The 12,974-nt window shown below is 70.0% G+C and carries 4 protein-coding genes, 1 tRNA gene and 1 rRNA gene; 5 read left to right on the top strand and 1 reads right to left on the bottom strand.

Annotated elements, in window-relative coordinates; translation table 11 throughout:
- Nucleotides 1-31: 31 nt before the first annotated feature.
- Together rrf and AMK26_RS17095 are read left to right on the top strand one after the other, a co-directional pair.
- Nucleotides 32-148 (top strand): 5S ribosomal RNA (rrf, locus tag AMK26_RS17100).
- 202 nt (nucleotides 149-350) lie between these two features.
- Nucleotides 351-423 (top strand) — tRNA-Thr (locus AMK26_RS17095).
- Between the two features lie 68 nt (nucleotides 424-491).
- Here AMK26_RS17095 and AMK26_RS17090 read toward each other — a convergent pair.
- Complete coding sequence (locus tag AMK26_RS17090; protein WP_073755478.1) at nucleotides 492-3,143, bottom strand: SpoIIE family protein phosphatase; 2,652 nt, start codon at nucleotides 3,141-3,143, stop codon at nucleotides 492-494.
- A gap of 283 nt (nucleotides 3,144-3,426) precedes the next feature.
- On the opposite strand from AMK26_RS17090, the gene AMK26_RS17080 reads away from it, so the two are divergent.
- The 3 genes from AMK26_RS17080 (at nucleotide 3,427) to AMK26_RS17070 (ending at nucleotide 12,870) form a co-directional block, all read left to right on the top strand.
- Nucleotides 3,427-8,976 (top strand): HAMP domain-containing protein, encoded by a 5,550-nt coding sequence (locus AMK26_RS17080; RefSeq protein ID WP_198944080.1) that lies wholly within the window; start codon nucleotides 3,427-3,429, stop codon nucleotides 8,974-8,976.
- A 244-nt stretch (nucleotides 8,977-9,220) separates the two neighbouring features.
- Nucleotides 9,221-9,904 carry a response regulator gene (locus AMK26_RS17075; RefSeq protein ID WP_073755476.1) on the top strand — a complete coding sequence of 228 codons (684 nt, stop codon included), beginning with the start codon at nucleotides 9,221-9,223 and terminating at the stop codon, nucleotides 9,902-9,904.
- A 137-nt stretch (nucleotides 9,905-10,041) separates the two neighbouring features.
- On the top strand, nucleotides 10,042-12,870 hold the full coding sequence (locus tag AMK26_RS17070) for a DNA translocase FtsK (protein WP_241837934.1): 2,829 nt from the start codon (nucleotides 10,042-10,044) through the stop codon (nucleotides 12,868-12,870).
- Nucleotides 12,871-12,974 lie beyond the last annotated feature (104 nt).

The raw sequence follows: 12,974 nt of genomic DNA, 5'->3' as shown, positions 1-12,974 counted from the left end.
TGCCGGTAGAAGTTCGATATCTTCATAGTGTTTCGGTGGTCATAGCGTTAGGGAAACGCCCGGTTACATTCCGAACCCGGAAGCTAAGCCTTTCAGCGCCGATGGTACTGCAGGGGGGACCCTGTGGGAGAGTAGGACACCGCCGAACAATTATTGAGCCTCAGGCCCCGGACTTTGTCCGGGGCCTGAGGCTTTTCTGCGTCTCCGTGGCGGGACTTGAGTGGGGCTCAGTTCGTTTGGCGCAACCGGCACTTGATGGGGTGCCAGGCGTCAGCCTCGGTTGGGCATTCCCGCTCGTTCGGGGTATGCTTTATCCCGTTGCGGAGGGGAAACCCCGAAGCGGCAAGCCGGCCCCTATAGCTCAGTCGGCAGAGCGTCTCCATGGTAAGGAGAAGGTCAACGGTTCGATTCCGTTTGGGGGCTCAGACAAATGAAGAAGGCCCCCGCCCTTGTGGCGGGGGCCTTCTTTGCGTTCAGCCCGTTCCGGTCGTTCAGTCCGTGTGAGGCTCCGGAACGCGCATCGCGAGGATGGCCATGTCGTCGGAGGGCGGTTCCGCGGCGAAGCGTTCGACCGCGCGCATGATGCGGGCGGTGACCGCGCCGGCCGTCAGGCCCGTACAGCCGGTGAGGACTTCGGCGAGGCCGTCGTCGCCCAGCATGCGGCTGCCCTCGCGGCGCTCCGTGACGCCGTCCGTGACGCACAGGAGGACGTCGCCCGGGTCGAGGGTGACCGTCTGCTCGTACAGCTCGAGGTCGTCCATGACGCCGAGGAGCGGCTGCGGGTCGGCGGCCGGTTCCACCGTGCCGTCCTGGCGGAGGCGCAGCGGGAGCGGGTGGCCGGCGCAGACGACCTTGAGGAGGGCGCTGCCGTCCTCCTGGGGCCACAGCTCGCCGTACAGGAGGGTGAGGAAGCGGCTGCGGGCGCCCTCGTCGAGGATCGCGGCGTTCAGGCGCTCCAGGACCGCCGGGCCGCCGAAGCCCTCGCGGGCCAGGAGGCGCAGGGCGTGGCGGGCCAGGCCGGTGACGGCGGCCGCTTCCGGGCCCGTACCGCAGACGTCGCCGATGGCGAAGCCGTACGCGTTGTCGCGGATCGGGAAGAGGTCGTAGAAGTCGCCGCCCACCTCGTTTCCCTCGCCGGCCGCGCGGTAGATGACGTCGACCTCGACGCCGGGGATCTGGGGGAGGCCCGGGGGCAGGAGGCTGCGCTGGAGGGACTGGCTGATGGCCATGCGCTCCGAGTACAGGCGGGCGTTGTCCAGGGCCAGGGCGGCGCGGCGGGAGAGGTCCTCGGCCAGCTCCAGGATCTCCTGGCGGAAGTGGTCGTCGGAGGGCTTGCCGAGGGTGAGCATGCCGATGACGCGGTTGCGGGCGACCAGGGGCAGGACGACGGTCTCGCCGCCGACCGCGGCGGCCGTGGCCAGCGTCGTACCGATGCCCGAGGACACGGGGGAGGAGGCGAGGCCCAGCTCGCGCATGGAGGTGCGCAGGGCCGCCTGGTGGGCGGCGTCCGCCGGGGCGGTCCAGACGCGGGCTCCGGGGGACGGCACGGGCTCGGGAGGGGCGATCTTGGACAGGAGGGCCTTGAGGCCGTCGATGCGCTCCTCGTCCTCGTGGAGGACGTAGGAGAGGTACGGGTCCGAGGTCGGGTCGGCGATCGTGTAGACGGCGCACCAGGTGGCGAGGGTGGGGACCGTCATCTGGGCCATCAGGGCCAGCGTCTGGTCGCGGTCGAGGGTGCCGGCGAGCAGGTCGGAGGCCTCGACGAGGAAGCTGAGGGAGCCGCGGCGGAGGCGTTCGAGCTCGCCGAGGCGGGCGGATTCGACGGCGAGGGCGATACGGTCGGCGGCGAACTGGAGGCGGAGGGCCTCTTCGTTGGAGTACCGGCCCGGTGCTTCGGCGGCGACGCCGAGGGAGCCGGTGAGGCGTCCCTCGACCTTGAGGGGGACGGTGACGACGGAGCGCATGCCGGTGCCGTTGAGGAGCGGGACGGAGCCGGGGACGGCCAGGAGGTCCTCGTGGACGGCGGGCATACGGGCGGAGGAGTAGCGGCCGGTGCCGGCGGCCTCCACGGGGACGCGGGCGAAGCGCTGGCGGGCGGAGGGGAGGCCGGTGGTGGCCCGTACTTCCAGCTCGGTCTCGTCGTCGGTGGCGAGGAGGAGGAAGGCGGCGTCGCCGTCCAGCATGTCGCGGGCGCGCTCGACGGTGCGCTGCAGGAGGCCGTCGAGGTCGTCGGGGGCGGGGGAGCCGATGAAGACCTCGAACGGGTCGGTGGTGCGGCTCTCGTTGCTGGAGTCGACGGGGGTGCGCTGCGGGGACTGCAGGACGGCGCGTTCGTAGTCCCGTACGAGGAGGCAGACGGTGGACGGCTCGCCTTGGGTGTCGCGTACGCGCAGGTGGGAGGCGTAGACGGGGATGACGCGGCCGTCGGTGCCGCGGACGCCGTAGCTGCCTTCCCAGCGGGAGAGGCGGAGGGCCTCGGCGATACCGGTGCCGATGCCGGGGGTGTGGGGCCAGGCGGCGAAGTCGCCGAGCGGCTTGCCGACGACCTGGTCGGCGGGGTAGCCGAAGAGGTGCTCGGCGTCCTCGTTCCAGGCGGTGATCGTGCCGTTGCGGTCGATCTGGGCGACGGCGACGCGGACGCGGTCGTCGGCGACCGGGAGGAGCTCGGTGGGCAGGACGGGGCCGGCGGAGCGGGTGCCGACGGGGCGCTCGGGGAGGTCCAGCTGGAACCAGACCTGTTTCTGGGCCGGGGAGTACTCCACGCCCCAGCGGGAGGCGAGAGCGGCGCACAGGAGCAGTCCTCGGCCGTTCTCGCGGTCGGGGCTGCCCAGGGAGCGGCCGGTGCCCTGGAGGGGGACCTCGCGCTCGGGGTAGCGGTCGGCGACCTCGATGCGTACGCCGTTCTCCGTACGCAGGCACAGGACGTCGGCGGCGGTGCCGGCGTGGATGACGGCGTTGGTGACGAGTTCGCTGGTCAGGACCACCGCGTCGTCGACGACATCGGTGTACCCCCAGCCCTGGAGGGTGTCCCGGACGAAGGCCCGGGCGGTCGCCACGGACCGTCCCACGGGTTCGAAGGTGGCGGCCGCCCGAGCGGTGATCACAGAACTCCTCGTACGCGTCTCTACGCCCGGCTCTGCCATGATCGGCCCTGCCCCTCCCCGGTGCCCGGTGGTCGTACAGCGTCGCGCCGCCCCTGCCGGGCGGACCGGGGCGGTTGGACAGCCGGATGCCAGGTTACTTACCTTCGCTGTCCGGGCGGATGGTGGTCACCGCTGTTTCCGTCCCCCGAGGGCGGGGACGTTATGCGAAGCTGCCGAACTGTTATGGCCTGGTTCTGTCGTGGTGAAACACTGGGAAGGCTTCCGGCGGCAGAGGGAGCGGCAATGCCCGAGCAGTACGGTCAACCCCTGCGGGAGGGACACGGTGGAGTCTGGCGTGACGGCGCGGGGCGGTAGCACGCGCGCGAAGGGCGGACGGACCCGGAGTGGTGGGACCGTCGAGGTGGATGCCGCTGCCCTGGAGCGGCTGCTGGCGGCCCTGGTGTCGATGCGGGACGGCAATTTCCGTAAGCGCCTGACCGTCACCGGTGATGGCGTGATGGCGGAGATCGCCGCCGTTTTCAACGAGGTCGCCGACCGGAAGCTGCACCTGACCGGTGAGCTGTCCCGGGTGCGGCGGATGGTCGGCCGTGAGGGCAAGCTGTCGGAGCGGCTGGAGGTCGGGGCCAGCGAGGGCGCGTGGGCGCAGGCCATCGAGGCCGCGAACGCGCTGGTGGACGACATGACCCGGCCGGTCTCCGAGGTCGGGCGGGTGCTGTCCGCGGTCGCGGAGGGTGACCTAGAGCAGCGGATGGAGTTGCGTTCGGAGGGTACGGACGGGTCGGCGCGGCCGCTGCGGGGCGAGTTCCTGAAGGTGGCCCGTACGGTGAACAACCTGGTCGACCAGTTGTCGGCGTTCACCGACGAGGTGACGCGGGTGGCGCTGGAGGTCGGGACCGAGGGCAAGCTGGGTGGCCAGGCGCAGGTGCGCGGTATGTCGGGTTCGTGGAAGGACCTGACGGATTCGGTCAACACCATGGCGTACCGGCTGACTGCCCAGGTGCGTGACATTGCTCTCGTCACGACGGCGGTCGCCAAGGGTGATCTGTCGCGGAAGGTCACCGTCCATGTGGCCGGTGAGATGCTCCAGCTGAAGAACACCGTCAACACGATGGTGGACCAGCTGTCGTCGTTCTCCTCCGAGGTGACGCGGGTCGCGCGTGAGGTGGGTACGGAGGGCGAGCTGGGCGGCCAGGCCGAGGTGCCGGGCGTGGCCGGGGTGTGGAAGGACCTGACCGACTCCGTCAACACGATGGCGGGCAACCTGACGTCCCAGGTGCGGGGCATCGCCGAGGTGACGACGGCGGTCGCGAACGGCGACCTGTCGCAGAAGGTGACGGTGAGCGCGCGGGGTGAGGTGGCGCAGCTCGCGGACACGATCAACCAGATGACCGAGACGCTGCGTACGTTCGCCGACGAGGTGACGCGGGTGGCGAGCGAGGTCGGTGCCGAAGGGCTGCTGGGCGGTCAGGCGCAGGTGCCGGGTGCGGCGGGTACGTGGAAGGACCTGACCGACTCGGTCAACACCGTCTTCCGTAATCTGACCACGCAGGTGCGGGACATCGCGCAGGTGACGACGGCGGTCGCGAACGGTGACCTGTCGCAGAAGGTCACCGTCGATGTGGCCGGTGAGATGCTGGAGTTGAAGAACACCGTCAACACGATGGTGGACCAGCTCTCGGCGTTCGGTTCGGAAGTGACCCGTGTGGCGCGGGAGGTCGGCGTCGAGGGCCGGCTGGGCGGCCAGGCCGAGGTGCCGGGCGCGGCCGGGACGTGGAAGGACCTCACCGACTCGGTGAACACGGCGTTCCGTAACCTCACCGGCCAGGTGCGGGACATCGCGCAGGTGACGACGGCGGTCGCGAACGGCGACCTGTCGCAGAAGGTCACCGTCGATGTCGCGGGCGAGATGCTGGAGTTGAAGAACACCGTCAACACGATGGTGGCGCAGCTGTCGTCGTTCGCCGACCAGGTGACGCGGATGGCGCGGGACGTGGGCACGGAGGGCCGGCTCGGCGGGCAGGCGCGCGTACCGGGTGTCTCCGGTACGTGGAAGGAGCTGACCGACTCCGTCAACTTCATGGCCGGCAACCTCACCTCGCAGGTGCGTCAGATCGCGCAGGTGACGACGGCGGTGGCGCGCGGTGACCTGTCGCAGAAGATCGACGTGGACGCGCGCGGGGAGATCCTGGAGCTGAAGAACACCATCAACACGATGGTCGACCAGCTGTCCGCGTTCGCGGAGCAGGTGACCCGGGTGGCCCGCGAGGTGGGTACGGACGGGCGGCTCGGCGGTCAGGCGCAGGTGCCGGGCGTCGCCGGTGTGTGGCGGGACCTGACGGACTCGGTGAACGGCATGGCCGGGAACCTCACCGCCCAGGTGCGCAACATCGCGCAGGTCGCCACCGCCGTGGCGCGGGGTGACCTGTCGCAGAAGATCGACGTGGACGCGCGCGGCGAGATCCTGGAGCTGAAGAACACCCTCAACACGATGGTGGACCAGCTCTCGAACTTCGCCGAGCAGGTGACGCGAGTGGCCCGCGAGGTGGGCACCGAGGGCATCCTGGGCGGTCAGGCGGAGGTGCAGGGCGTCTCGGGCACCTGGAAGGACCTGACCCAGTCCGTCAACTCGATGGCGAACAACCTCACGTCCCAGGTGCGCAACATCGCCGAGGTGACGACGGCGGTCGCCAAGGGCGACCTGTCGAAGAAGATCACCGTTGATGCGCGGGGCGAGATCCTCGACCTGGTCACCACCGTCAACACGATGGTCGACCAGCTGTCCAACTTCGCCGACGAGGTGACGCGAGTCGCCCGTGAGGTGGGTACGGAGGGCATCCTCGGCGGCCAGGCGCGGGTTCGGGGCGTCACCGGCATCTGGAAGGACCTGAGCGACAACGTCAACGTGATGGCCAACAACCTGACCTCTCAGGTGCGGAACATCTCGCGGGTGTCGTCGGCCGTCGCCAACGGCGACCTGACCAAGAAGGTGACGGTCGAGGCCCGGGGTGAGGTCGCGGAGCTGGCCGACACGGTCAACACGATGGTGACGACGCTGTCCTCGTTCGCCGACGAGGTGACGCGAGTGGCGCGTGAGGTGGGTACGGAGGGTGAGCTGGGCGGCCAGGCCCGGGTGCCCGGTGTCTCCGGTACGTGGAAGGACCTGACCGAGTCGGTGAACTCGATGGCGTCCAACCTGACCGGTCAGGTGCGCCAGATCGCCACGGTCACCACCGCCATCGCCAAGGGTGACCTCACCAAGAAGATCGACATCGACGCGCGTGGGGAGATCCAGGAGCTGAAGAACACCATCAACACGATGGTCGACCAGCTGTCCTCCTTCGCCGAGGAGGTCACGCGGGTGGCCCGTGAGGTGGGTACGGAAGGCATCCTGGGCGGCCAGGCCCGCGTACGGGACGTCGACGGCACCTGGCGCGACCTGACCGAGTCGGTGAACGAGATGGCCGGGAACCTGACCCGGCAGGTGCGGGCCATCGCGGCCGTCGCCACGGCGGTGACCCGCGGCGACCTGAACCTGAAGATCGACGTCGACGCGGCGGGCGAGATCCAGGTCCTCCAGGACAACATCAACACCATGATCGCCAACCTGCGCGACACCACCCTCGCCAACGAGGAGCAGGACTGGCTCAAGGGCAACCTGGCCCGTATCTCCGGCCTGATGCAGGGCCGCCGGGACCTCGACGACGTGGCCTCGCTGATCATGAGCGAGCTGACGCCGGTCGTCTCGGCGCAGCACGGCGCGTTCTTCCTGGCGATGCCCACGGGTGCCGGCGGCGAGATCGGGGCGGACGAGGACGGCTCGTACGAGCTGGTCATGCGCGGCAGCTACGGCTACTCGTCGGGAGCGATGCCCACGTCCTTCCGGCCGGGTGAGACGCTGATCGGTACGGCGGCAGAGGAGAAGCGGACCATCCAGGTCAATGTGCCGCCGGGCTACCTGAAGATCTCCTCCGGGCTCGGTGAGGCGGCCCCGGCGCATGTGATCGTGCTGCCGGTGCTCTTCGAGGGCAAGGTCCTGGGTGTGATCGAGCTGGCGTCGTTCCAGCCCTTCACGCAGATCCAGCGCGACTTCCTCAACCAGATCGCCGAGATGATCGCGACGAGCGTCAACACCATCAGCGTCAATACGAAGACCGAGGTGCTGCTGAAGCAGTCGCAGGAGCTGACCGAGCAGCTGCGCGAGCGGTCGGCGGAGCTGGAGAGCCGGCAGAAGGCCCTTCAGGACTCCAACGCGGAGCTGGAGGAGAAGGCCGAGCTGCTGGCGCAGCAGAACCGCGACATCGAGGTGAAGAACACCGAGATCGAGGAGGCGCGGCAGGTGCTGGAGGAGCGGGCCGAGCAGCTCGCCGTTTCCATGCGCTACAAGTCGGAGTTCCTGGCGAACATGTCGCACGAGCTGCGTACGCCGCTGAACTCGCTGCTCATCCTGGCGAAGCTGCTCGCGGACAACGCCGACGGCAACCTGTCGCCCAAGCAGGTCGAGTTCGCCGAGACGATCCACGGGGCGGGTTCGGACCTGCTCCAGCTGATCAACGACATCCTGGACCTGTCGAAGGTCGAGGCGGGCAAGATGGACGTCAGCCCGACCCGGATCGCGCTGGTGCAGCTGGTCGACTACGTGGAGGCGACGTTCCGGCCGCTGACCGCCGAGAAGGGGCTCGACTTCTCCGTACGGGTCTCCCCGGAGCTGCCGGCCACGCTGCACACCGACGAGCAGCGGCTGCTCCAGGTGCTGCGGAACCTGCTGTCGAACGCGGTGAAGTTCACCGACAGCGGGGCGGTCGAGCTGGTGATCCGGCCGGCCAAGGCGGACGTGCCGCAGTCGATCCGGGAGCAGCTGCTGGAGGCCGGTTCGCTGCGTGACCCGGAGGGTGACCTGATCGCCTTCTCGGTGACGGACACCGGTATCGGTATCGCGGCGAGCAAGATGCGGGTGATCTTCGAGGCGTTCAAGCAGGCGGACGGCACGACGAGCCGCAAGTACGGCGGTACGGGGCTGGGGCTGTCGATCAGCCGGGAGATCGCCCGGCTGCTGGGCGGCGAGATCCACGCGGCGAGCGAGCCGGGCCGTGGCTCGACGTTCACGCTGTACCTGCCCCTGCACCCGAGCGAGCTGCCCCCGCAGGGCTACGGGCACGGCCCCGGCGCGGACCTCCACCCGTCGGGTGCCGAGGACGGCGTACTGGACGTGTACGAGGGGCACGGGGGGCACGGGGGCTACGGGCAGGCGGCTTCGGGTGCCGGTGCGGAGCGCTCGGAGCGGTCCGAGCGGCGCTCCAGTTCCGGCGCGCTGTTCCGGCACCGGCGCCGGGCGGCGCTGGGCGGGGCGGAGCAGCGGACCGCGCTTCCGGGCCAGCCGGGGGCGGCCTCCGGGGCTCCCGGATCTTCCGGATCTTCTGGGCCGTCGAGTGCCGGGGCCTCGGATGCGTGGGGAGCGGCCGGGCAGGAGGCGAACGAGCCGAGGCGCAGCTTCGAGTTCCACGGCGAGAAGGTGCTGATCGTCGACGACGACATCCGCAATGTCTTCGCGCTCACCAGCGTGCTGGAACAGCACGGGCTGTCGGTGCTGTACGCGGAGAACGGCCGTGAGGGCATCGAAGTCCTGGAGCAGCACGACGATGTGACGGTCGTACTGATGGACATCATGATGCCCGAGATGGACGGCTATGCGACGACGACGGCGATCCGCCGGATGCCGCAGTTCGCCGGCCTGCCGATCATCGCGCTCACCGCGAAGGCGATGAAGGGCGACCGGGAGAAGGCGATCGAGTCGGGCGCCTCCGATTACGTTACGAAGCCGGTGGATCCGGATCATCTGCTCTCGGTCATGGAGCAGTGGATGCGCGGAGAGTGAGCAGAGGAGGGCTGAATCCTGGCGAGTTGCTGACTGACTGTGGTCGAAAGCGTGTGAGAGGGCGGTATTCGGGGAACCTTCTGGTCTCCCACCGCGTTTCTGCTACGTGCACAGTGACATCGCGGTGACAGGGTGTGGTGACAGGCGGGGTGCGGCTACCATGACCGGCACAAGGACGGACGGCGCAAGGGAGTCGTCCCCTGGGGCGGCGCCCGGCCAACTGCCGGGGCGAGGAGGACGGGCCATGGTGCAGAAGGCCAAGATCCTCCTGGTCGATGACCGACCGGAGAATCTGCTGGCGCTGGAGGCCATCCTCTCTGCGCTCGATCAGACGCTGGTGCGGGCATCGTCAGGGGAGGAAGCACTCAAGGCGCTGCTGACGGACGACTTCGCGGTCATTCTGCTGGACGTCCAGATGCCGGGTATGGACGGTTTCGAGACCGCCGCGCACATCAAGCGCCGGGAACGGACACGGGACATCCCGATCATCTTCCTGACGGCGATCAACCACGGCCCGCACCACACCTTCCGGGGGTACGCGGCGGGGGCCGTCGACTACATCTCCAAGCCCTTCGACCCCTGGGTGCTGCGCGCCAAGGTCTCGGTCTTCGTCGAGCTGTACATGAAGAACTGTCAGCTGCGCGAGCAGGCCGCGCTGCTGCGGCTCCAGCTCGAAGGCGGCGGCGGCCAGGACGGAGCCGCCAAGGAGTCCGCGGGGCTGCTGGCGGAACTGTCCGCGCGGCTCGCGGCAGTTGAGGAGCAGGCCGAGGCGCTGTCCAAGCAGCTCGACGACGACTCGGCGGACGCCGCGGCCGTCGCCACCGCCGCGCACCTGGAGCGCAAGCTCACCGGGCTGCGCAGGGCGCTGGACGCGCTGGAACCGGGTACCGGGGGCGGCGGCTCGCCCACGCTGCCGGCGCAGAACTGACCTCCGGCCGTCGGCTCATGGGGCGTGGCGCCCTTCGTTGAACGGGCGTCAGCTCCTCGTAACGTCCAGGACGACACGAACGGGTGAAGCGGTGGGCACACGTGTCCACCGCGCCCCACACCGGTAACCTCACCACCATGGCCTCACGTACGTCCGGCAAGGGTTCCCAGGGCACGGCGGGCACCGCGAAGCCGCGCGCCGGCCGTACGACCGGCGCTGCCAAGAAGGCGGCCCCGGCGGTCCCGGGGAAGCCTCCCGCGAAGAAGAGCGCACCCGCCAAGCGCGCCAACGCCGCCAAGAAGGCACCCGCCAGGAAGGCACCCGCGAAGAAGGCCGCGCCCAAACCGGCACCGTCGCCCACCGGGGGTGTGTACCGGGTCGTGCGCGCCCTCTGGCTGGGCCTCGCGCACGCGGTCGGCGCCATGTTCCGGGGCATAGGACGCGGCGCCAAGGGGCTCGACCCGGCGCACCGCAAGGACGGCCTGGCCCTGCTGCTCCTCGGCATCGCCCTGATCGTCGCCGCCGGCACCTGGGCCAACCTCAAGGGCCCGGTCGGTGACCTGGTCGAGATGCTCGTCACCGGCGCCTTCGGCCGGCTCGACCTGCTCGTCCCGCTCCTCATCGGCGCGATCGCCATCCGGCTGATCCTCCACCCCGAGAAGCCCGAGGCCAACGGGCGGATCGTCATCGGGCTTTCGGCGCTCGTCATCGGCGTACTCGGCCAGGTCCACATCGCGTGCGGTTCACCCGGGCGGGACCAGGGAAGCGAGGCCGTGCGGGACGCCGGCGGACTGATCGGCTGGGGCGCCTCCAAGCCGCTGATCTTCATGATGGGCGAGGTCCTCGCCGTCCCCATGCTGGTGCTGCTCACCGTCTTCGGGCTGCTCGTCGTCACGGCGACGCCCGTCAACGCCATCCCGCAGCGCCTCAGGGCGCTCGGGGTGCGGCTGGGCATCGTCGAGCCCGCGCCGGGCGTGGTGGGCGAGGACGACGAGCGGTACGACGACCAGTGGCGCGAGGCGCTGCCCGCCCGGTCGCGGCGGCGCGGCGCGGGGCCCGGGGCGTACGAGCCGTACGACCCGGAGCAGGCCGAGACCGAGGCGCTCACGCGGCGCAGGCGTCCCCGGAAGGCGGCTCCCGCCTCCGCCGAGCCCGCCGACTTCGACCGGCCCATGGACGCCGTGGACGTCGCCGCGGCCGCGGCCGCCGCGCTGGACGGGGCCGTGCTCAACGGCATGCCGCCCTCGCCGCTGGTCGCCGACCTGACGCGGGACGTCACCGGCGACCGGGAGCGGGACGCGCGCCGCGCCCGGGCCGGTGACCCCGCCTCCGTACCGCCCGCGCGGGAGCCCGGCCCGGAGCCCGGCCGGGAGTCTGCCCGCGAGGCGGAGACGCCGGGCGGCGTCGTACCGGACCTCACCAAGCCCGCGCCCGTCCGCGACGAGCCCGAGGGGCTGCCGGCGCGCGCCGAGCAGCTCCAGCTCTCCGGGGACATCACGTACGCCCTGCCGTCGCTGAACCTGCTGGAGCGCGGCGGTCCCGGCAAGACGCGCAGCGCAGCCAACGACGCGATCGTCGCGTCCCTGACGACCGTCTTCTCGGAGTTCAAGGTCGACGCGGCCGTCACCGGCTTCACCCGCGGCCCGACGGTCACCCGGTACGAGGTGGAGCTCGGCCCGGCCGTGAAGGTCGAGCGGATCACGGCGCTGACGAAGAACATCGCGTACGCCGTGGCCAGCCCCGACGTACGGATCATCTCGCCGATCCCCGGCAAGTCCGCCGTCGGCATCGAGATCCCCAACACCGACCGCGAGATGGTCAACCTCGGCGACGTGCTGCGCCTCGCGGACGCCGCCGAGGACGACCACCCGATGCTGGTCGCGCTCGGCAAGGACGTCGAGGGCGGCTATGTGATGGCCAACCTGGCGAAGATGCCGCACATCCTGGTCGCCGGTGCCACCGGCTCCGGCAAGTCGTCGTGCATCAACTGCCTGATCACCTCGGTGATGATAAGGGCGACCCCCGAGGACGTACGGATGGTGCTGGTCGACCCCAAGCGGGTCGAGCTGACCGCGTACGAGGGCATCCCGCACCTGATCACCCCGATCATCACCAACCCCAAGCGGGCCGCCGAGGCCCTCCAGTGGGTCGTGCGGGAGATGGACCTGCGCTACGACGACCTGGCGGCGTACGGATACCGGCACATCGACGACTTCAACGCCGCCGTACGGGCCGGGAAGGTCAAGCCGCCGGAGGGCAGCGAGCGCGAGCTCCAGCCCTACCCGTACCTGCTGGTCATCGTCGACGAACTGGCCGACCTGATGATGGTCGCGCCCAGGGACGTCGAGGACGCGATCGTCCGCATCACGCAGCTGGCGCGGGCCGCCGGCATCCACCTGGTGCTCGCCACCCAGCGGCCGTCGGTCGATGTCGTCACCGGCCTGATCAAGGCGAACGTCCCGTCCAGGCTCGCCTTCGCCACCTCGTCGCTCGCCGACAGCCGGGTCATCCTGGACCAGCCGGGCGCGGAGAAGCTCATCGGCAAGGGCGACGGCCTGTTCCTGCCCATGGGGGCGAACAAGCCGATCCGTATGCAGGGCGCCTTCGTGACCGAGGGAGAGGTCCAGGCGGTCGTCCGGCACTGCAAGGAGCAGATGGCGCCGGTCTTCCGGGACGACGTCACGGTCGGCGGCAAGCAGAAGAAGGAGATCGACGAGGACATCGGCGACGACCTGGACCTGCTGTGCCAGGCCGCCGAGCTGGTCGTCTCCACGCAGTTCGGCTCGACCTCGATGCTCCAGCGCAAGCTGCGGGTGGGCTTCGCCAAGGCGGGCCGGCTGATGGACCTGATGGAGTCGCGGAACATCGTCGGCCCGAGCGAGGGATCCAAGGCGCGGGACGTCCTTGTCAAACCGGATGAGCTGGATGGAGTACTCGCTGTCATCCGTGGGGAGTCCGACTCGTAGGACTCTCACTCGTTAGGGAAACGTGAGCAACCGTTTCCCCCTTCCGTACGTCAAGTTGGAGGGAGGGGCGCAAAATAGCTGTCCGCCCCTCGGACGCGCCTCGG

This window comes from Streptomyces sp. CB03234 (assembly GCF_001905885.1).
In the GTDB taxonomy this organism is placed as follows: domain Bacteria; phylum Actinomycetota; class Actinomycetes; order Streptomycetales; family Streptomycetaceae; genus Streptomyces.
The sequence above is the reverse complement of the archived record's forward strand: the minus strand, read 5'-3'. Positions and strand labels throughout refer to the sequence as shown.

Coding starts and splice junctions, on each gene's coding strand:
- AMK26_RS17090 (WP_073755478.1), bottom strand. CDS start 3,143: ATGGCAGAGCCGGGCGTAGAGACGCGTACGAGGAGTTCTGTGATCACC.
- AMK26_RS17075 (WP_073755476.1), top strand. CDS start 9,221: ATGGTGCAGAAGGCCAAGATCCTCCTGGTCGATGACCGACCGGAGAAT.
- AMK26_RS17070 (WP_241837934.1), top strand. CDS start 10,042: ATGGCCTCACGTACGTCCGGCAAGGGTTCCCAGGGCACGGCGGGCACC.